General features: G+C 28.0%; 29 protein-coding genes. 21 read left to right on the forward strand and 8 right to left on the reverse strand.

Features of this window, described 5'->3' with window-relative positions:
• Positions 1-5 precede the first annotated feature (5 nt).
• From rpsH to AAHM98_RS08150, 17 genes are all read left to right on the forward strand, one after another.
• The gene (gene rpsH / locus AAHM98_RS08070; protein ID WP_425289613.1) at positions 6-413 is read left to right on the forward strand and encodes a 30S ribosomal protein S8; all 408 of its coding nucleotides are present in this window, start codon (positions 6-8) and stop codon (positions 411-413) included.
• A gap of 13 nt (positions 414-426) precedes the next feature.
• Positions 427-981, forward strand: a complete 555-nt coding sequence (rplF, locus tag AAHM98_RS08075; protein ID WP_342276318.1) for a 50S ribosomal protein L6 — start codon at positions 427-429, stop codon at positions 979-981.
• A 30-nt stretch (positions 982-1,011) separates the two neighbouring features.
• Entirely contained in the window at positions 1,012-1,365 is a 354-nt protein-coding gene (gene rplR, locus AAHM98_RS08080; protein ID WP_342276319.1) for a 50S ribosomal protein L18, read from the forward strand.
• Positions 1,366-1,382: 17 nt separating this feature from the next.
• Positions 1,383-2,063, forward strand: coding sequence for a 30S ribosomal protein S5 (gene rpsE / locus AAHM98_RS08085; protein ID WP_342276320.1), 681 nt, complete (start codon positions 1,383-1,385; stop codon positions 2,061-2,063).
• A gap of 9 nt (positions 2,064-2,072) precedes the next feature.
• Positions 2,073-2,516, forward strand: a complete 444-nt coding sequence (gene rplO / locus AAHM98_RS08090; RefSeq protein ID WP_342276321.1) for a 50S ribosomal protein L15 — start codon at positions 2,073-2,075, stop codon at positions 2,514-2,516.
• Positions 2,517-3,875, forward strand: a complete 1,359-nt coding sequence (gene secY, locus AAHM98_RS08095; RefSeq protein WP_342276322.1) for a preprotein translocase subunit SecY — start codon at positions 2,517-2,519, stop codon at positions 3,873-3,875.
• Positions 3,876-3,891: 16 nt separating this feature from the next.
• Positions 3,892-4,548: an adenylate kinase gene (locus AAHM98_RS08100; RefSeq protein ID WP_342276323.1), complete on the forward strand. Its 657-nt coding sequence runs from the start codon at positions 3,892-3,894 to the stop codon at positions 4,546-4,548.
• The gene (map, locus tag AAHM98_RS08105) at positions 4,541-5,317 is read left to right on the forward strand and encodes a type I methionyl aminopeptidase (RefSeq protein ID WP_342276324.1); all 777 of its coding nucleotides are present in this window, start codon (positions 4,541-4,543) and stop codon (positions 5,315-5,317) included. Before AAHM98_RS08100 ends, map begins: the two co-directional genes overlap by 8 nt.
• Before the next feature lie 3 nt (positions 5,318-5,320).
• Positions 5,321-5,638: a translation initiation factor IF-1 gene (gene infA / locus AAHM98_RS08110; RefSeq protein WP_342276325.1), complete on the forward strand. Its 318-nt coding sequence runs from the start codon at positions 5,321-5,323 to the stop codon at positions 5,636-5,638.
• A gap of 21 nt (positions 5,639-5,659) precedes the next feature.
• A complete protein-coding gene (rpmJ, locus tag AAHM98_RS08115; RefSeq protein WP_308149523.1) occupies positions 5,660-5,773 on the forward strand; it encodes a 50S ribosomal protein L36 in 114 nt (37 codons plus the stop codon).
• Positions 5,774-5,792: 19 nt separating this feature from the next.
• Positions 5,793-6,191: a 30S ribosomal protein S13 gene (rpsM, locus tag AAHM98_RS08120; protein WP_342276326.1), complete on the forward strand. Its 399-nt coding sequence runs from the start codon at positions 5,793-5,795 to the stop codon at positions 6,189-6,191.
• 17 nt (positions 6,192-6,208) lie between these two features.
• Positions 6,209-6,601 carry a 30S ribosomal protein S11 gene (gene rpsK, locus AAHM98_RS08125; protein ID WP_342276327.1) on the forward strand — a complete coding sequence of 131 codons (393 nt, stop codon included), beginning with the start codon at positions 6,209-6,211 and terminating at the stop codon, positions 6,599-6,601.
• 18 nt (positions 6,602-6,619) lie between these two features.
• Entirely contained in the window at positions 6,620-7,588 is a 969-nt protein-coding gene (locus tag AAHM98_RS08130) for a DNA-directed RNA polymerase subunit alpha (RefSeq protein ID WP_342276328.1), read from the forward strand.
• Positions 7,589-7,606: 18 nt separating this feature from the next.
• Complete coding sequence (rplQ, locus tag AAHM98_RS08135; protein WP_342276329.1) at positions 7,607-7,972, forward strand: 50S ribosomal protein L17; 366 nt, start codon at positions 7,607-7,609, stop codon at positions 7,970-7,972.
• Between the two features lie 388 nt (positions 7,973-8,360).
• On the forward strand, positions 8,361-9,239 hold the full coding sequence (locus AAHM98_RS08140) for a replication initiation protein (protein WP_342276330.1): 879 nt from the start codon (positions 8,361-8,363) through the stop codon (positions 9,237-9,239).
• Between the two features lie 74 nt (positions 9,240-9,313).
• Entirely contained in the window at positions 9,314-10,168 is an 855-nt protein-coding gene (locus tag AAHM98_RS08145; protein WP_342276331.1) for a site-specific DNA-methyltransferase, read from the forward strand.
• Complete coding sequence (locus tag AAHM98_RS08150; protein ID WP_425289614.1) at positions 10,161-10,607, forward strand: hypothetical protein; 447 nt, start codon at positions 10,161-10,163, stop codon at positions 10,605-10,607. Before AAHM98_RS08145 ends, AAHM98_RS08150 begins: the two co-directional genes overlap by 8 nt.
• A gap of 121 nt (positions 10,608-10,728) precedes the next feature.
• On the opposite strand, the gene AAHM98_RS08155 is transcribed toward AAHM98_RS08150, so the two are convergent.
• From AAHM98_RS08155 to AAHM98_RS08170, 4 genes are all read right to left on the reverse strand, one after another.
• Positions 10,729-11,115, reverse strand: coding sequence for a hypothetical protein (locus AAHM98_RS08155; RefSeq protein ID WP_342276333.1), 387 nt, complete (start codon positions 11,113-11,115; stop codon positions 10,729-10,731).
• A 2-nt stretch (positions 11,116-11,117) separates the two neighbouring features.
• Complete coding sequence (locus AAHM98_RS08160) at positions 11,118-12,170, reverse strand: acyltransferase family protein (RefSeq protein ID WP_342276334.1); 1,053 nt, start codon at positions 12,168-12,170, stop codon at positions 11,118-11,120.
• Positions 12,171-12,632: 462 nt separating this feature from the next.
• The gene (locus AAHM98_RS08165; protein WP_342276335.1) at positions 12,633-13,478 is read right to left on the reverse strand and encodes a hypothetical protein; all 846 of its coding nucleotides are present in this window, start codon (positions 13,476-13,478) and stop codon (positions 12,633-12,635) included.
• 625 nt (positions 13,479-14,103) lie between these two features.
• On the reverse strand, positions 14,104-14,301 hold the full coding sequence (locus tag AAHM98_RS08170) for a hypothetical protein (protein ID WP_342276336.1): 198 nt from the start codon (positions 14,299-14,301) through the stop codon (positions 14,104-14,106).
• Between the two features lie 173 nt (positions 14,302-14,474).
• Between AAHM98_RS08170 and AAHM98_RS09080 the strand changes: the two genes are divergently transcribed.
• Positions 14,475-14,624, forward strand: a complete 150-nt coding sequence (locus AAHM98_RS09080; protein ID WP_425289615.1) for a L17 family ribosomal protein — start codon at positions 14,475-14,477, stop codon at positions 14,622-14,624.
• 37 nt (positions 14,625-14,661) lie between these two features.
• Here AAHM98_RS09080 and AAHM98_RS08175 read toward each other — a convergent pair whose 3' ends face one another.
• Genes AAHM98_RS08175 through AAHM98_RS08185 form a run of 3 tightly spaced genes read right to left on the reverse strand, consistent with a single transcriptional unit; the run spans position 14,662 to position 15,829 of the window.
• Positions 14,662-14,937, reverse strand: a complete 276-nt coding sequence (locus tag AAHM98_RS08175; protein ID WP_342276337.1) for a hypothetical protein — start codon at positions 14,935-14,937, stop codon at positions 14,662-14,664.
• 24 nt (positions 14,938-14,961) lie between these two features.
• Positions 14,962-15,525: a hypothetical protein gene (locus AAHM98_RS08180; RefSeq protein ID WP_342276338.1), complete on the reverse strand. Its 564-nt coding sequence runs from the start codon at positions 15,523-15,525 to the stop codon at positions 14,962-14,964.
• Positions 15,526-15,535: 10 nt separating this feature from the next.
• The gene (locus AAHM98_RS08185; RefSeq protein WP_342276339.1) at positions 15,536-15,829 is read right to left on the reverse strand and encodes a hypothetical protein; all 294 of its coding nucleotides are present in this window, start codon (positions 15,827-15,829) and stop codon (positions 15,536-15,538) included.
• Positions 15,830-16,190: 361 nt separating this feature from the next.
• Here AAHM98_RS08185 and AAHM98_RS08190 point away from each other — a divergent pair, with 361 nt between their 5' ends.
• Genes AAHM98_RS08190 through AAHM98_RS08200 form a run of 3 tightly spaced genes read left to right on the forward strand, consistent with a single transcriptional unit; the run spans position 16,191 to position 20,418 of the window.
• The gene (locus tag AAHM98_RS08190; protein WP_342276340.1) at positions 16,191-16,853 is read left to right on the forward strand and encodes an NAD(P)-dependent oxidoreductase; all 663 of its coding nucleotides are present in this window, start codon (positions 16,191-16,193) and stop codon (positions 16,851-16,853) included.
• Between the two features lie 14 nt (positions 16,854-16,867).
• A complete protein-coding gene (locus tag AAHM98_RS08195; RefSeq protein WP_342276341.1) occupies positions 16,868-17,743 on the forward strand; it encodes an aldo/keto reductase in 876 nt (291 codons plus the stop codon).
• Between the two features lie 26 nt (positions 17,744-17,769).
• A complete protein-coding gene (locus AAHM98_RS08200) occupies positions 17,770-20,418 on the forward strand; it encodes a cation-translocating P-type ATPase (protein ID WP_342276342.1) in 2,649 nt (882 codons plus the stop codon).
• A gap of 216 nt (positions 20,419-20,634) precedes the next feature.
• Here AAHM98_RS08200 and AAHM98_RS08205 read toward each other — a convergent pair whose 3' ends face one another.
• Positions 20,635-20,820, reverse strand: a complete 186-nt coding sequence (locus AAHM98_RS08205; RefSeq protein ID WP_342276343.1) for a hypothetical protein — start codon at positions 20,818-20,820, stop codon at positions 20,635-20,637.
• Positions 20,821-20,849: the final 29 nt, after the last annotated feature.

Raw genomic sequence — 20,849 nt, forward strand, 5'->3', positions numbered from 1 at the left:
ATATAATTATGATGACAGATCCAATAAGTAATATGCTTACCGTTATTCGTAACGCTATTACTGCCCCAGATAGTAGTAAACACAGAGTAGTTAGTGTACCTTCATCAAAAGAATTAGTTAAAATTGCTGAAATCTTAATGAAAAATGGTTACATTGAAAAATATCGTATCACTGAAGAAGCATTAAAAAAACCTAAATTAGAAATGTTACTAGTACATACTGGTAAAAGTTCAATCCTTGGATTAAAAAGAATTTCGAAACCAGGATTAAGAATGTATACAAAACATAAAGAACTTCCTACTGTTTTAAATGGTTACGGAATCGCAATCATTTCCACATCAAAAGGTCTTATGACAAATAAACAAGCAAAAAAACTTGGCCTTGGTGGCGAAGTAATTGCTTATGTATGATAAGGAGTAACTCAATATGTCACGTATCGGTAACCGCGTTCTTACAATTCCGGAAAATACTTCTATCATTCTTGATACAAACAATTTTCTAACTATTACAGGACCAAAAGGTTCTTTAAAGAAAACTTTACCAAAAAATATTAATATTAACTTTGATCAAGATAAGAACGTCATCACTACAGTAAGACCTGATGATAAAAAACATAACAAGCAACTTCATGGAACAACTAACTCACTAATTAATGGCATGTTAATTGGAGTATCAAAAGGTTTCATGAAAGAATTAGAAATTAATGGTGTTGGATACCGTGCTGCCGTTCAAGACAATGTTCTGAACTTAAACTTAGGTTTCTCTCACCCCGTTAAATTCGAAATTCCATTAGGAATTACAATCGTAGCTCCTAAACCAACTATCCTACAAGTTAGTGGAATTGATAAACAACTAGTTGGTGAAGTTGCAGCTCAAATTCGTGCATACCGTACTCCTGAACCTTACAAAGGTAAAGGAATTAAGTATAAAACCGAACACATTCGTCGTAAGGAAGGAAAAGCTGCTGGTAAGGGTAAATAACCTAATACTTGCACTTAAGGAGAAACAAAAATGACTAAAAATAAATCAGACAAACGTCAAACTCGTCAATTTCGTATCCGTGCTAAAATCAAAGGTACAAGCGAAAGACCACGTTTAAATATTTTTAAATCTAATAATAGTTTTTATGCTCAAATTATTGACGATACTGCTGCTAACACAATTATTGGAGTATCAACATTAACTTTTAAAGATTTAGAATCAAAAAGCAATATGGCAGCTGCCACTAAACTTGGCGAAACCATTGCCACATTAGTAATCAAGAAAAAAATTAAAAAAGTAGTTTTTGATCGTGGTGGATATTTATACCATGGTAAAGTGAAAGCAATCGCTGATGCAGCACGTAGTGCTGGATTAGAATTCTAATGAAGGAGAACTAAAGTATGAGTCTAGACAATAAAACAACAACTAAAAAAGATGATACAGTAAACTCTGAAGTTAAAACAGTACCAAAAACAGCGACTGATAACAAATTCAAAAGAAACGATTCATCACAACCAAATAGAAATAATCGCGGCAACAACAAAGAGCGTGGTCCTCGTAAAAGTTTTGAAAGAAAACCAAAACCGGTTAGTGAATTTACTGAAAAAGTTATCTGAATCAGAAAAATTAATAAAGTTACTACCGGTGGCAGAAGACTACGTTTCTCAGCAACAGTTGCCATTGGTAATGGTAAAGGTGTTGTTGGTTTAGGAATAGCTAAAGCCAATGAAGTTCCTGATGCTATTAAAAAAGCCATTGAAGCTGCCCACAAAAACTTAACAACTATTACCATCACTGCTAATAACAATTCTATTGTCCATGAAATAACAGGAAAATACTGTGGAAGTCAGATTCTACTAAAACCTGCCAAAGAAGGTATTGGAATTAAGGCTGGTGGTGCTGCCCGTGATATTTTAGAATTAGCTGGCATTCATAACATTTATTCAAAAGCATTTCGCTCAAAGAATAAAATTAACTTAGCAAGAGCTACTATTGATGGTCTTGCTGCTGTTAAACCAGCAGCATATTTTGCCAAAAATAACGATAAAAAAACCACTATTGCTAAGCGCACTAACGGTTAGAGGTGAACTATGGAAACAACATTACATAACTTAAAACCAACCACTGGTTCACGAAAAGACATCAAACGTCTTGGACGTGGAACTTCTTCTGGAAAAGGTAAAACTGCTGGAAAAGGAACTAAAGGACAAAACGCTCGTACCGGTGGTGGAACAAGACCTGGATTTGAAGGTGGACAAACACCTTTATACCGTCGTGTTTCAAAACGTGGATTTACTAACTTTACAACAACTAACTATAGTATTGTTAACTTAGAACAAATTAACCTAATAGAAGCGATTGATATTACACCTGAAGTTTTATTCGAATTAAGATTAATTAGAAATAAAAAAGATGGTATTAAAGTACTTGCTAAAGGTGAATTAACAAGTGTCAAAACTATTAAAGCACATAAATTTTCAATAGCAGCTGTTGCTGCTATTGAACAAGCCGGAGGAAAAGCTGAGGTGATCTAAGTGTTCACAACAACTCGTGAATTAATAAAAAAGTATAAAGAAGTTATTATTAGAATTTTATTTACCATTTTTATTTTATTCATCTTTCGTGTTGGAGCATTTATAACCGTTCCGGGAGTGACTCTAAACCAGGATTTAAACAATAGTAATAGTAGTGGAATAGAATTCTTTAATTTAATTTCAATGTTAGGTGGAGGTGCCATTAGTAGATTCTCAATCTTCGCACTTGGTGTCTCGCCTTACATTACTGCCTCTATTATTGTGCAGTTATTATCAACTGATGTTGTACCAACTTTAACGAGATGAGCGAAATCAGGAGAAAAAGGTAAGAAAAAATTAGAATTAATGAACCGAGTATTGACAGTCCCATTTGCAATTATGCAAGGGTTTGCTACTATTTTAGGTTTACAATCACAGCACATTATTTCCGTTGATTGAAGCGATGGATCTAGCGCTGCTGGACCTGCCACATTTTATTACGTATTAATTCCCGCTATTTTATTAGCTGGAACCATGTTGTCATTGTGAATGGCCGATCAGATTACTAATCGTGGTATTGGTAACGGCATTTCATTAATTATTTTTGGTGGAATTGCTGCTAACTTACCATTTAATTTAGCGTCAACATTTAAATATTGAGTTGGACCAGATACTAATAATGGTGTTGTCTTCCAAGATGCATTAAAATTCGCCTTGTACTTCGCAGCCTTCTTATTAATTATCCTTGTCGTTGTTTTCTTTAGCGAATCAGAACGACATCTACCAATTCAACAAACCGGAAGTGGGTTGACCCTTAAGGGTGATAAGAGTTCTTATTTACCCTTAAAAGTTAACTCGGCAGGAGTTATCCCTGTCATCTTCTCCTCGGCATTAATTACTGCTCCCATGACTGTGGCCCAAATTCTAAGCCCAACAAGTGGGTTTGCCATCTTTGCTAAGAATTATCTATCGCTACAGTCGTGACCAGGAATTACTATCTTTGCCATAATGACTATTATGTTTACATTCTTATATGCCCAAGTGCAAATAAATCCCGAACAAATGGCAAAAAACTTCCAGAAATCAGGAACGTATATCCCTGGTGTTAAACCAGGAAAAGAAACAGAAGTATATATTAAAAGAATGTTAAATCGTTTAAGTACGGTTGGTGCCTTCTTCTTAACTGCCGTTGCTGTGACACCATTCTTAATTTCTAAGTTTACTAACCTCCCTTCTTCACTTGCTGTAGGAGGAACAGGTTTGATTATTATGGTTGGGGTGGCGCTTGATACCACAAAACAAATCAAAGGACGAATTACCCAACATTCATTCTTAAATTATAAAGATAACAAAAATGCCAAAGAGCATTTATGAACTTAAACTTTAGGGGTAGAAAATGAATTTAATTATTTTAGGTTTGCCAGGTGCTGGGAAAGGTACTGAATCAGACTTCATTGTAAAAAAATATGGATTAATCCATTTATCAACTGGTGATATCTTCCGGAGCAATATCAAAAATGGTAATGCTTTAGGAATTAAAGCCAAAGAATATATGGATGCAGGACAATACGTTCCTGATGAAATCACTAATAAATTGGTTGCTGCGAGATTGCAGCAACTAGATATTAAAACAACAGATTTCATTCTTGATGGTTATCCTCGTACCATTGACCAAGCATTCTATCTTGATAAAACATTATTAACTATTAATAAACCAATTTTAGTTTTATATTTGGCAATTAATGAACAAACGGTTGTTGACCGTTTATCATCAAGACGAGTTTGTCTGCAATGTGGTCGTGTGTACAATCTTAAATTTTCTCCCCCCAAGATTAATAATAAATGCGATATTGACAATCAAACATTAATTCAACGTTCTGATGATAAAGCAGCAACCATTAAAACAAGGTTGCAAGTTTATAAAAAAGAAACATTGCCACTAGTAACATATTACCAAAATCAAGGTTTGTTAAAAACTATTGACGCTAACCTTGAAAATGATAAAGTAAGAGCAACAATTGAACAATATTTATTGGAGAATGACAATGGTTAGCATTAAAAGTGAAAAAGAAATTCAAAATATTAGAGCAGCTAGTAAAGTAGTAGCATTAATTCATCACGAATTAAAAAAAATAATTAAAGTTGGAACAACAGGTAAAGACCTCGATAAAGTTGCCTCAGGAATTATTAAAGAACATAATGCTAAACCATCATTCTTAAATTATCATGGATTTCCAGCCACAATTTGTGTTTCAGTTAATGAGCAACTAATTCACGGTATTCCCAATGATAAACCATTTAAACAAAATGATCTTGTTAAAATTGATGCTGGTGCTAGTATTAATGGATATCATGGCGATGCTGCGTTTACTGTGTGCGTTGGTTCACCAACTGCAGAACAACAAAAAATTATTGATGTGACACGTGAGTCGCTCAATAAAGCAATCGCAATTATTAGACCTGGAGTACGAATTGGTGATATTAGTAACACCATTCAAACTTATGTAGAAAGCCAAGGCTTTTGTTTACCAACATCGTATACTGGACATGGTATTGGTAAATCACTTCACGAAGACCCAGCAATTCCTAATGTCGGCAAACCTGACAGAGGCATTAAATTACAAAAAAATATGACCATCTGTATTGAACCCATGGTTCAAATGACAACAGATAAAGTGATTATGTTAGACGATAAGTGAACGGTAGTTGCTGCTGATTATCTGCAAACTGCCCACTTTGAACACACTATCTTAATAACAGATGATGGTTGTGAAGTACTAACAATTTTAGATAACAATCAAGAAACTAATGAGGTGTTGTAAGTAATGGCAAAACCAAAACAACAAGCAAAACCGAAATTTCTAAAAGAAAAAAAACCTAGTGAAAATACTATTGAGTGTGAAGCGATCGTAAAAGAAGTACTACCAAATGCTACTTTTAAAATTAAACTAAAAGACTTTGATAGTGATGAATTAATTACAGCAACACTAGGCGGTAAGTTGCAAATCAATCACATTAAAATTATTAAAAATGATCATGTTAAAGTTGAACTATCAACATATGACTTAAGTAAAGGACGGATAACTTTCCGTTATCGTATTCCACCTGTAACTCATAAAAAAGAAGAAAACGAAGAAAATTAATATTCTGATCGGAGAAAAATGATGAAAGTACAAGCATCAGTTAAAAAAATTTGTGACAAATGTCAACCAATTAAACGCAAAGGACGTAACGTAATCATTTGCGAAAACCCTAAACACAAACAACGTCAAGGATAAATAGGAGGAAAAATAAAATATGACAACAAATACGAACAACGCTAGTCGAAGAATTGCCCAAGTAAATATTCCTGGAAACCAACACACTGTTATTGGTTTAACAAGAATCTATGGAATTGGACGTAGCAAATCTTCTTCAATTTTAAAAGAACTAAAAATTGCTGAGAGTAAAAAAGTTAACGAACTAAGTGAAAACGAAGTAACTGCTATTAGTAAATTAATCGAGAAAAAATGTAAAACTGAGGGTGAATTAAGACGTGAAGTTTCATTAAACATTAAAAGATTAATGGAAATCGGATGTTACCGTGGAATTCGTCATCGTAAAGGATTACCATTACGTGGACAATCAACTAAAACTAATGCTAGAACTTGCAAGGGACCACGTAAAACGGTTGCTAACAAGAAAAAAGCAAGCTAATTAGGAGGATAGAAATAATGAACATAAAAACAACAGTTAAGAAAAAAATCAAAGCTAATCCTAATTTTTTCAAAGGAAAAGTATTTATCAAAGCCAGTTTCAATAATACAATTGTTACTATCACAGATCTTAATGGTAACGTAATTGCTTGATCTAGTGCTGGAGCAGTTGGATTCAAAGGAACTCGTAAATCAACGCCGCACTCAGCCCAACTAGCAGCTGAAGCTGCTGGTAAAACAGCTATCGAACACGGAGCCAAAATTTTAAGTGTTTATGTAAATGGAACAGGACCTGGAAGAGAACCAGCAATCCGTAGTTTACAAGCACTAGGATTTGAAATGAAAGATCTAAATGATGTGACACCAATCCCGCATAATGGTTGTCGTCCACCAAAAAAACCAAGAAAATAAAGCAGGTGAAAATAAAATATGGAACAACAATTTTTAAAACCAAAATTTAGTTTAAATAGTGAAAACAGCACTACTCATTACACTGAGTTCGTTGTTAATCAATTAGAACGTGGTTATGGAACAACCTTAGCTAACGCTTTAAGAAGAACATTACTGTCTTCTGTGCCAGGGATTTCTGTTTACGCTATTAAAATTGCTGGTGTATCGCATGAATTTACTGCTGTTAAAGGCGTAATCGAAAATGTTTCAGAAATAATTTTAAATGTTAAAGACTTAGTTTTAGCTTTTGATGGGGAGATCCAAAAAGAAGAAAAAATTACTAACTTAAAAATTAATGTAACAGGTGAACAAGAAATTACTGCTGGTGATATTATTTGCCCAACTGAAGTACGAGTAGTAAATCCAGACTTAGTAATTGCCAGAACAACTTCAAGAAACGTAGTATTCGATATGGAGTTATTCGTTAAGAAATCTCGTGGTTATTCATCTTTTGAAAACAATAAAAAAGAAATTGCTAACAGTTCAGGAATTATCGCTATTGATGCTGACTACTCACCAGTTTCAAAAGTTGACTACAAAGTAGAACCAGTTACTAAAACTATTAAAGATGTTGAGTATGAAAAGTTAACAATTGGTGTCCAAACTAATGGTTCAATTAAAGCAGCCTCAGCCATTGCTATGGCAGCTAAAATCTTAATGAGTCATATTGAATTCTTTATTAATTTAGATGATAATGTTAAAAACTTTGAAGTTATTTCAATTATTAATGAAAAAGAAAATGATAGTTTAAATTTAGCATTAGAAGAATTGAACTTAACAGTTCGTTCATACAACTGTTTAAAACGTGATGGATTTAAAACTTTAGGTGATATTGCCAAGAAAAGTTTAGAAGAAATTAAGTTAATTAAACATTTAGGTTCAAAATCTGTTAAAGAAATTGAAGACTGTGTAGCAAGAAATAACTTAGAATTTTCTAATAAGAACTAAAAAGGAGGAACAAATAATATGTCATATATTAATGATACAGGAAGAGATAGTGCTAAAGTTGATGCAGAAATGCGTAACCTAGCTAGTGAATTAATTGTTCACGGAAAATTAATCTTAACGCAAACAAGAGCTAAGAGATTACAAAGTTTTGTTGAACCATTAGTTACTTTAGCTAAACGTGGTGACTTACACTCACGACGTCAAGCAATTGCTAAATTACGTAAAATTGTAACTAAAGAGCATGAAAAAGATGGTGTTATTCCAACATTATTTACTAACATTGCTGATCGATACAAAGACCGTAATGGTGGGTATACAAAGTTAATTAAAGTAGACAACAGAACTGGTGATAATGCGCCAATGGTATTAATTACTTTTGTTTAATAAGAAAATAGTATAAAAGAGAAACAGATAAATCTGTTTCTCTTTTAATATTAAAATTTATTTGATAAACATCCAAGAGTTAAATAATATTACTTGTTGATGGTTCTGCTTGATTAGAATGTGATATTGGTAATGGTTCGTTGTTTATTGCAAGAATATCAACTGATTGTGCTATGTTTTCATGATTTTTCACAGAATTTATGGAAGTTAATGTTGCTGTTAGAATATTAAATACTTCTTTTCCTATTTTGTATACAAAATTATTTGTATATATTCATTTATAGTACGAGTTAGAGAGAACATGTAGTACGAGTTTATCTATTATTTAAACTCGTACTACATGATATGATATATATGATATATGGAATATTTTGACAAGGAGTTATTTATGGAAAATAAAAATATTATTAAAAATAATAAAGAATTAAATATATATTATTCAAATTTTTTAGCACGTATGAATACTAAATTTACACTTGAAGAAGAAAAGGCATTACATTTAATTTTTAAACAAATTAATGCTTTTGGTAAAAATGATACAACAATAAAATTGAATAAATTAGATTTTTTTAATAAATTAGAATTAGAAAGTACAAATAGATATCCAAGATATCGTAAATTAATTCGTGGTCTAATTCATAAAACTTATGTAGAGTTTGTTGATAATTATGGTGCTGAATATGTAGGAGTAGTTATTAACTCATCAGTTTGAAAACCAAGAGAACCTTTTTTTGTGGTTGAACTTACTAAAATGTTTATGCCTTATTTAGAATTATTAATAAGAGATTATACGAAAGTTGATTTAAATAGTGTATGTGCTTTTAAATCAAAACATAGTTTAACATTATATAAATTTATATGTAGTTGGACTGATGACAGCAAACAAACAAATCAAAGATATATAACAACTAAGGATTTAAAAGAGTTATTTGGTTTGAATATTAGTGATTATGTTTATAATGATAAATTTAAACGTTATGATTTTGAAAGAGAAACTATTAAAAAAGCAATTAATGAAATAAATAAAGTATCTAATATTAGTTTAAGTTTTAAAAAAAATAAGAAAGGAAATAAGGTCTTAAATTATGAATTTACTTGAATACAAAAAGAAAAAACAATAATTACTAAAAATAGAAAGAGACAATTAACTATTTTTGATTTAGATAAAGAAAATACAATTGGAAAACCTACTAAAAGTATTTTATCTAAACCTAATTTATCAACAAATGAAATAAAAAAAATTTTACAAGATTTTGATGAACATTAATTTCTAAATATATTTAGAAATTAAAATTGTTATAAAAAAGTAAAAAAAAGAATAGTAGTTAGGTGTGTTAATAAATGGAGATTGTAAAAGAGAAAATAAAAGATGTTGAAAATAAAAATAATAAAGAAAATATATCTAAATTAAATAATTTTAATTCAAATAAAGTTGATAAATTAAATCTTATTTTAGGAGATAGTTTTATTGAAATGGCAAAATTAGAAAGTGAGTCTATTAATTTTATTTTTATTGATCCACCTTATTTTTTATCAAATAATGGATATAGTGTTAATTCTGGTAAAAGAACGTCTGTAAATAAAGGCGAATGAGATAGAAGTAAAGGATTTATTGAAAATTATAATTTTCATTTAAAATGAATTAAAGAATGTCAAAGAATTTTAAAACCAAATGGAACTTTAATAGTTAGTGGTACTTATCATTCTATTTATGTATGTGGTTTTATTTTACAAGAACTAAACTTTCATATACTTAATGATATATCTTGATATAAACCAAATTGTACACCTAATATTGGTTGTAGAAATTTTACTGCTAGTCATGAAACATTAATATGAGCAAAAAAAGATATTAATTTTAAACATGTTTTTAATTATAAAGATATGAAATTTTCTAAATGAGAAGATGATAATTTTAAGAATGAAAATAAACAAATGCGAAGTGTTTGAGCGATATCTACTCCAAAAGCAATAGAAAAAATTTATGGTAAACATCCATCACAAAAACCATTGGATCTTTTAAAAAGGATTATAATTGCATGTACTAATGAAAATGATATTGTTTTAGACCCATTTATGGGTTCAGGTACGACTGGTATAGTATGTAAATTATATAATAGAAATTTTATAGGAATAGAAAATAATAATGAATATTTTAATTTGGCAAAAAAAAGATTGGATGATAATAATGGTTAAAAAAGGAATTGGTGGGGCAAATACAAAAACTGGTCTTGCTTTTGAAGGCGAAAAAGAATTATTTTCTTTTTTTAAAAAACATGCCATTTATGTTTATTTAAAGAAATATCATAATTTAAACTGAAATGTATTTTTATCAAAAAAATTATTACCAGATTATAGTATTTTTGTATATAAAAATAATACTTTTTTTATTATTGAAATTAAATCACAAAATGTTGTCGGAAGTGTTGATGAAAAATTGCAAACTTGTGATTTTAAAAGAAAACAATGACAAAAACTTTTATCAGTGTTAAATTATAAAGTAGAATATTGATATTTATTAAGTAATTGATTTAAAAAACCGGAATATAAAGATACTTTAAACTATATAATAAATAGTAATTGTCGTTATTTTTTTGAATATATACCATTGAAAGAATTAAATTTATCATTTTAATTTATTAAAAAGATTAAATTTGTATGATAATTAAAAATAAGAAAAATTAGACTCTCATGAATAATGTAAACTTTAAAACGCTCATAAATGCTGTTTTAAGCGTTGTTTTAATTTTGAATAGTTATGTATTATTGAGAGTGTTAGTGAGTAATACGTATATTAAGGCGGAGCCAACTAAGAACCTTTGGTTTGGTTGGCAGGGCGTTCACGCCATTTGTCTCACTTTTGAAAAGTGAGTGGGGTTGTATTGCGAAGCAATAAGGGGCAAAGCCCCTATTACTTGAATGCTTTTTTTGTGTTCCCTTCCTAAATGGCTTTGCGCTTTACTTGTTAAAGTAAAATAATTTTTCTTTGGTAATGTATCTACATTAAGCATTTTTAATTTTATTAATTGTTCTTTTTGTAGTTGAATAGTTTTGATGTTTTTATTTAATAACAAAGCAAATTGTTCTAAATTTAAATATCCCCAGCGGTTTATAATAAATAGTATTTTTTCTAATTCACCCATAATTACACCTCATTATTAAACTTTTTTATTTTTTCACTAATAAATAATATTTTGTTTTTTATAATAAGTAAAAAATTATTAAAATTTAAAATTAAAAAATTACTAGGATATAAAATTATTAGTGAAAAAATAAAAGTTATTAAGAAACAAATTGTTCAATATATTAATAAAAATAAACTTGGATATAAATTTATATCAATATCAATATTTGACATTATATTTTTCATAATAATAAATTCAAATAAGTAATGAAATAGATATATCGGTAAGGATAATTTCCCGATATAATTTAAAAAAATATTTTGTTTAATTTTGATATTTTGAAAAATAATAAAAAGTGCTAGTGTGCTAAGTACTGACAAAAAATTCGAAGTTGTTATTGGCAATAATATATTTTTAAAACAAAATAATAAATTATTAATAATTTGTAAAGTGAACAAAAAAATTATTGCCAATATAAATACTATTTTTTTTAGTCCAAATTGTTCAAAATTTATTTTGTATCAAGCTCCTAAACAATAAATTATTATTAAAAATAATAATTGTCCAGCACCAAAAATGTTATATTCTAGATTAGAAAAAAATGAAAATAAAATATAAATAATTAATAAACTATTAATAAAATATCATTTATTAATAGTTTTAATAGAAAGGTTAATAAATGGTGATAATAAATAAATAATTGGCAATGTTCATAAATATCATCAGTCACGACCTCCAAAAAATAAATCTTTCGTTGAATAACAATGATTTAAATTATCATAATAAATAATTAAATAACCAATAATTAAATTTAAAAAATAATAAATTATTATAGTTGATAAAATATATCAAAATCTGGTTTTATTGGAATTTACTAGAAAAAAGCCAGTCAAAAACATAAACATAATTACTGGTAAATTACAAATAATTTGTGAATTTGCAAATAATCAATTTTCTGGAACTTTTTCATGACCTTTAATATGTAACATTATAATCATTAAAGAACAAATAAATCTTAATAATTCATATTTACTATTTCTAACTATTTTATCTTTTGATATTTTAATTTTCATTTTTTTCACTCCTTTTATTGATATGCCTTTAAAACGAGCATATTTGCTGTTTTTAGCGATGTTTTTATTTTTCATACTAGTTATAGATATTATTTTAAATTATCTATACTGTATATATAAATTAACTATATAATTATTTTTTCCATCACAATATAATATATTAATTTATATACATATCTTTATATTCATTATATATTCATTTTTGTTGCTCTTGATTGTCACTTTTTTTTATATTTATTTGCTCTTTTATTGAATAAATAAGCTTATAAAAATCAGATAACTTATTTGTTAATTTTTGTAAGTTAACTTTTTGGTTATTAATGTCTGCAAATAATAAGTCTAAATCTTTAATATAATCTTTAACATAGTTATTTTGCGTTTTCAGATTTAAAATTGTAAATTTATAATTCTTTTTGTTTGTTTGTTTAAAATTATTAGATATTTCTTTTAATGCTTCTTTACTTAAATTACTATTTTTTTACAATCATGAATTAAGGGGAAAAACTTTTTCGGCATTTTAATTAATGTTGTAAAATTAATTAAAAGCGGAAGATTTTGAGGATTATTATTTTGCGTATCAGATAATAAACCAAATCTTTTGTCTTTAGTAAAAAAAATGCTTTCATTTTTTGTTGTTATTTTATTTTTTAATTCTTGAAAAACTACTTGTTCTTCTTCATTACATTCTTCAAATAAAAGCATTTGAGCAAAATAAAAACTATTTTTTATTTCTTTACTTTCTCTTTTTTGTACATATTTTTCGATTTTTTCATTAAATTTTTTACTTTTATTTTCAGATTTTTTTTCTTGTTCTTGTGAGTTACTTTTTACTTCTTTTAAACTGTTATCTGGAATAAAAATTAGTTGAGAACATGGAGTTTTATATTCTTGTAAGAAATAATGATAATTAGGAATTAGATTTATTACTGATCATGGTGCTAATTCTAATTTTTCAAAATTAAATAACTTTAAATTATTATTGTTTTTCATTTCTTTTCTTGAACTTGATGGTTGTGCTTTTTGTTCATTATTTTCTTTATAGTTATTAAAGTTTTTTATAAATTTTAAGATTTTACTATATCTACTTTCGTCATAAGTTTCAATAAAATTCTCTATGATAGTTTTAATGTTATCATCATACTTTTCTATTGGTATAGATTTAGTAACCTCTGTAATATTTTCGTTAATAACAAAATAAGTAGTTAAAAATGTATTTATTTGTTCTTTTATTTTAAAGAAAAAATCAAAATCTTTTTCTATTGCTTTGTTAAAAAAAATTAGAATCATTAAATAACTTAACAATTTCATCAGTCTTTGCTCTTAAATTTGATTCATGTTTTTTAATGTCATCATTTTTCTCAGTAGTAAGTTCTGCTATTTTATTTCTTATTTCTTGTTTATGTTTCTCGATTTTTTCATTAAGTGCTTTTATTTCATTTTCTAATTGTGTTATTTCTTGTTTCTTATTTTTTTCTTGTTCTTTTTTTCCATAATCTTGTTTTTATTTATTAGTATTTGGTTTTCTCAATTAGAAATTTCAGTTTTTAAAGTTGCTTGCTCTTTTTCATTTTCTTTAATTAACTTATTGTAATTTTCACATAACCCATCTAAATGTTTTTGAATATCATCATGAATTGGGTTAGATTCAGTTAAATCTATTACTAATTCATCATATTTTTCTCTTTCTTCTTTAGAACCTGAAAAATTTTAAACACTTTTTTCAATTTCTTGAAAAGTTTCCTTATCTAATTCTTGTGCTTCTTTTTTAAATTCTTTCATTTTTTCTTTAATCTTTTGATTTTTGTTGTCTATTTTTTCTCAAGTTTCTTGATTTTTACTTATCTTATCACTTAATATTGTATTTCCATTATCGTTGTTGCTTATTTCATCTAGTAGTTTTTTTATTTCATCTTTTTTGGAAACTAAATCCTTTTTATATTCTTGACTTTCTAGTTCTCTTGAAGCAATATATTATCACATTTTTTTGACAGTCACCTTGTTCCTTACTAATCTCATCTATTAAAAAGCTGAATTCTTTTTCAAGAGTTATTATTTTCGCTTTAAGGTATTTAATAATATTTTTAATGTCATCTACTGAATTTGCTGTAGTTATGTTTGTTGTCTTTGGCATCATTTCTTTCCTCCGTTTTTGCTTTCAAAAATAAAAGACCATTTACTTTGAAATTAAAGCAATGTTAAAACAACTTTTATTTTTGTAACTATATTTTATATAAAGAAAAATACAATAAAAGAAATATGCTTTTGTATTATATTAATGCATAAAATGAGTTTAAATAGTAATTTATTGTTGATAGATACAAAGATCGTAATGGTGGGTATACAAAATTAATTAAAGTAGATAACAGAACTGGTTATAATGCGCCAATGGTATTAACTACTTTTATAATTTACAAAGAATGAAGAGAAAAATCACCTTTCCGATTCTTATTTTAACTCAGAAATTAAAATTGATGATTTTAAATTGTTTGTACTAGCTGGTAATAATACACTTAGTACAAGTAAACTTGTTATTTTTTTCATTATATTTTATTTCTTTAATTCGTTGTTTTCTTTTTTGTTTTATACATTTTTTATGAAACATTTCTAAAATTTTTATATTTCCGTTTTCATCTTTAAGCAGGGTGTTATCAATTTCAATGTGAGAATGAGTTTTGAATAGGTTTTTATCGTTATCAAAAATTCGTTTTTGACATCATGTACAATCATCTCCACTATATTCACAAAAATTTATCTTATTTTTAGTCATAATTACTCTTCTTTCATTTTAATTTTATAGATGTAATTGTGGTGTTTTTGGTGGGTTATATAGTGAATCATCTGAATTTATTTCATTTTTAAAAAATTCTAAAGCATCATCAGCTATTTCAGTCTCCGATTCACATTCATTATTTTTAATCTTTAAAATGTTATTAACACAGGTTTTTAACTTTTCTTCATCAACAATTAAATCCCAATCATTTGATAATTCTTTCTGTTCTTTTAATAAAAAATTACTAACCAGAGTTTTAACTTTTTTTAATATTTCATCTTCATTTTTAATTTCATTTTCATTTTTTAGTAACACATTAATTTTTAATTCGCAGTGGATCATACAGTTTCTAGTTAATTTTCACTTTTTATTATTTTTCTTTGAAGAGTAGGAAGTTTGAGTAGTATTAGGTATTTTTTTTAATATTTCACTAGCATTGATTTCACGATTATTTATTTCATAACATTCTCTCAAAACCTTAAATACTTTTGTTATTTTTTCATTAAAATATTCTTCTTTACTTGGGGAAATAGTTATTAAATTGTTTCTTAATTTAACTAAATCAATAATAAAATCTTCGACCATTTCTTTTTTCCTATTTTTTCTTTCTAGGTTTTGGTTTTTTACCTGTGGCAAGATAGTATCTTTCACGGTCAGCATTAGCTAATTCTTGATACTGTTCTTTATCAATAATTTCTAATTCAATTCATAATTTGTTCATTTCTTTTACAAGAGCTGCTGGTTTTAATTCAGGATGTTTTGCTTTAAATTCTGTTCTTTTTTCTTTTAGAAAAAAGAAAAAAGCATTCATAGGACCTTTTGGAGCATTTGGATCTTTTTTCTTTTTAGGTTTTGTTGTGGTTGCATTGTTTTTCACTGCTTTAGCCATTGTTAGTTCCTCCAATATTATTCAATAATAATTTTATATTTATTATATTAGATTATAGAAATAAAACCTGAATTAAGCATAAGAAGAGTTAGATTGAACCCCCTGATAAGGGTGAACACCAAAAATATAAAACAAATGAAAATTAATATGATTAAATATAATAAGTGTTATAGTTAAAAAAATAATGGGTTATTGAGATAACGTAAAGCAATGATTAAATTCTAATGATAATTACTAATTTTACTTTTCTTTACTTAGATTTTCTATTATCTAGTATAAGTTTTAGTTATAACTTTAATTTGCGTTATAATTATATTATTAACTACTGGTATAATTAAATTTGAAAGGAAGTATTTTCCACATGAAAAATATGAAAATCGGGATTATTGGGGCCACAGGTAAATCAGGTTTAGCTTTAACTAAGGAAGCATTAAAACAAGGGTATCGAGTTGTTGCTATTACAAGAAATCCATCACAAATGCCTAATCTAGATAATAATTCTCGTTTAACCATCCGCAAAGCTGATGTTACTAGTAAAAGTAGCATTAAAGATGTGGTTAATGACATTGATGTGTTAATTAGTGCTTATGGCCCCACAATTGACAGTCCACAATCTATTCATGAAAAAGTAGCAATCATTTTAATTGATATTATGCATGAATGTCCTAATATTAAACGTCTTTTAGTCGTTGGTGGGGCAGGTAGTTTATTAAACGATAAGGAAGAAATATTATTAGAAACTAGTGCTTTTCCTGAAGAATGAAAAGCACATGCACGAACACAAGCACAGTCATTAGAAAGATACCGTGGTAGCGATATTGACTGAACTTACTTTAGCCCATCACTAATGTATTTACCAGAATTACCAACTTCTGGTAAATTTAAAATTGGTAATAATCATTTGATTGTTAATAAAGAAGGTAAAAGTCAAATTAGTTATGGTGATGCTGCTGGGGCTATTATTAATGAGATCAGAGAACATCGCTTTGTAAAAAAACGTTTTACTGCTGGTTATGATAATTAGAAAGGTTGATAAAAGTGGAAATACTAACCAAGGAACAAATTTTACAACAAAAAGTAAAATTGAATAACGATGTAAAAATGCCTAAATTTGGTTTAGGAACTTATTTAATAACTGATAGTTTAAGTGTTTATAATTCAGTAATGTGATCTTTAAAAAATGGTTATCGACATATTGATACTGCGGAGTATTATAAGAATGAAGTGTATATTGGTGGTGCTATCAAAGACTTTTTAGAACAAAATCCAGATATTAAACGTCAAGATTTATTTATCACTTCTAAAGTTTGGAATAATCATCATAAATATAAAGATGCAAAAGTTGCGATTAAAGCGATTATCGAACGCTTAAAATTAGACTATTTAGATTTATGCTTGATTCATTGACCAACTAAAGATAGTTTTGAATGTTGAAAAGCCTTAGAAGAGTTTTATGAAGTTGGTAAAATTAAAGCGATTGGTGTTTCTAATTTTAATGATAAACAGTTAAAAAAGCTTTTAAAAAAAATTAAAGTTATGCCTGCTGTTAATCAAATCGAAACTCATCCTGGATTTAATCAAGTTAGCACTGTTAATTTTTGCTATAAAAAAAATATTACAATTGTTTCATGAAGAACAATGTTAGGTGGTCAAGCCGAACATGTACCGTTATTAAAAGAATTAGCACAGAAATATAATACAACAGCTGCTCATATTGCATTACGCTGAGCTTGACAGTTAGGACAGGTAGTAATTCCCAAATCAACCACTCCTGAACGTATTATTAATAATCCTGACATTGGTGGCTTTGAATTAACGCCAGCAGAAATGTTAGCAATTGAAAAATTACCACAAGCTGCATTAGGTCCTCATTCTAATGATAATAAATTTTGAAAAGGAATTATGATTGACTAAGTTTGTTGGAAGGTGGTGTATATTTGATGATTTGAAATGAAAAAACCAAAGATCTTGCTAACCAGTTAAATACTAATATTGTTACAGGTTTAAGTGAAGAAGCTGCTGCTAAACTATTACTAGAAACTGGAACCAATCAATTACCAATTTCTAAAAAGAAACCAATTTGAAAAATAATTTTACAACATTTTTTAGAACCGTTTGTTTTGGTATTGATAGCTTTAGCAATCGTAGCTGTTGCTATTGGTCAATGGCAAGAAGCAAGTGTCGTATTCCTAATTGTGATTGTTGATGCCATATTAAGTACTTATCAAGAAGTTAAAGCAGCAACATCACTAGATGCTTTAAAAAAATTAGTTTCGTCACAATCTGTAGTAATTCGTGATGGTAATAAACATGACATTAACGCTCAAGATTTAGTAATTGGTGATTTGATTTATTTAGAAGCAGGAATGTTTGTTCCTGCTGATGTTCGTATTATTCAATCTTATAATTTACGTACTAATGAATCATTATTAACTGGTGAATCAACATTAGTAACGAAAACAACTGAAGCATTAAAAGATGAAAAATTATCAATTAGTGAACAAACTAATATTGCCTTTATGTCAACTGCTGTTGCTACAGGTAGTGGTTTAGGAATTGTTCATGCTACTGCTAAAACTTCAGAGATTGGTAAGATTACTAAATTGTTACAAGCAGAAAAGGAACTTAAATCACCATTGACTAAACAAATGGCGTTCTTAATTCGTTTAATTTCCATTTTTGCTTTAGCATTGGGTTTAGTAATGTTTTTAGTGCAATTTTTTGTTTCTGAAAAACGTGCTATTGATTCATTAATTTTTGGAATTGCATTAGCGATTGCTGTTATTCCTGAAGGATTACAAGTAATTGTAACGGTAGCATTATCACTAGGAAGTTCGAGAATGGCAAAAAAACATGCTATTATTAAGCATTTACCTGCTGTTGAAACATTAGGACAAGTAGATATTATTTGTTCTGATAAAACTGGTACTTTAACACAAAATAAAATGACAGTCCAAAAATACTATTTAACTGAAGTTGTACAAGATGCTGATAAGTTTATTAGAAAAAATCAACAAGAACAATTATTTTTAGATTGTTTAGTGCTTTGTAATAATAGTGAGTTTCATAAAAATAAAACTGTTGGCGATCCAACTGAGGCTGCACTAGTTAATTTTGCTGAACATTTAAAGTTTTCAACAAAAGAAATTAACACTAAACACAAACGAATTTATGAAATTCCCTTTGATTCAGAGCGTAAAGTGATGTCAACTGTTAATGAATATGAAAAAGACACTTATGTTTTTGTTAAAGGCGCTGCCGATAATATGATTAATGTTTGTAGTCATATTTTAATCGGTGATGAACGTATTAAAATTACCCCTGAAATTAAGAAAGACATTTTAGAAAAAATGGATGAAATGTCTAATGCTGCATTAAGGGTTTTAGGTACTAGTTATAAAGTTATAACTAATGAAAAAAAAGATTATAGTAATGTTGATGAAATCGAATCACAACTAACATTTTTAGGATTGGTAGGAATGATTGATCCCCCACGAAGAGAAGTTAAAGGAGCCTTGGTTAGAACGCGAAGAGCTGGTATTGATACCATTATGATTACTGGTGACCATTTAAATACTGCTGTTGCCATTGGTCAAGATTTAGGTTTAATTGAAAATAAAAGTCAAGCCATTAGTGGTAAACTAATTGATGAAATGTCAGAAGAAGCCTTAAATGCTAATATTAATCAATATCGCGTTTTTACGCGAGTATCACCAGAACATAAGGTTCGAATTGTAAAAGCTTTACAAAGTCATAATAAAATCGTTTCCATGACTGGTGATGGTGTTAATGATGCACCATCATTAAAAGCTGCTAATATTGGTGTGGCTATGGGAATTACTGGTACTGATGTGGCGAAAGAAGCTTCACAAATGGTTTTAACGGATGATAATTTTTCCACAATTGTTGATGCCATTGAAGAAGGGCGTAATATTTATAATAAAATTAAACGCATTGTTTGTTTTGTTTTAATTACTAATATGGCACAAGTTTTAGCAATTGTGTTTGGTGCTATTTTTAAATGAGATGAACTATTACAACCTATTCAAATTTTATGAATTAACTTAATTGTTGAATCAGTAATTGCTATTCCGATGTCAATGGGTCCTAATAATCCTGATTTAATGTTGGATAAACCCATTAAACGTAATGATCGGATAATTAGTGGTAGTTGAAGATTTATTGGTGTGGTTAGTGTTATATTAAGTACATTGTTAATATTAACATTCCATTTTTTACCACCTATCTTAAATGAAGCGATTACTGATGGATATGTTTTTGTTTTTGTTATTATGGTTAATGCTCCTATCTTTTATGCTTTTAGTTTTGTGTCAGGTGCTAAAACAAGTATTTTTAGTAAAGTCACATGACGAAATAAATTTATCTGAATGGCAGCACTTATTGCGTTTTTTATTAATGCTTTAATTATTTTTACCCCTAAGATTCAAGATGCCTTTTCTATTCATGAAGCATTTCGTGTAACTGATTGATTAATTTGTGTGGTATTGTCGACAATACCCATGTGATTATTAGAAATATATAAAGGTGTTAGAATTTTAATTAGTTATATTAAAAACAAAAAAGCGTAAATGAAAGTATGTTGAGCTAATAATTTGTTAAGAAGGGGGGGTTGTTTCTAAGATTAATTTTAGAAACAACCCCCCCTTCTCAGGATTTAACCGAGTTTATTCTTCATTTGTTGCAGTATAAAATTGATTTTAAATCATTAGCAAGTTTTCTTTATGATATGATGTTTATATGAATCAAATTTTAAACTATTTTTAAACTGTAACAATAGATTATCATTAGGGTTTTGAAGAATTTGATTTTTTGCTATTACTTGTTGTTGGTTGTTGAGACTTGTTAATGTTTAATTTTATTTTGTCAAAATTAATTTGTTTAGCTTCTTCGCGTTTTTTTTCTCTTTGGTCACCTGCAGCTTTATTTATTTCTCTTAGTTGTTTTTTGTAGTTTTCTTCTTCCTTACTCATGATTTATCACTTCCTTTCTTTTTTAGGAT

It is taken from the genome of Spiroplasma endosymbiont of Nebria brevicollis, from assembly GCF_964030895.1.
In the GTDB taxonomy this organism is placed as follows: Bacteria; Bacillota_I; Bacilli_A; order Mycoplasmatales; family VBWQ01; genus Spiroplasma_E.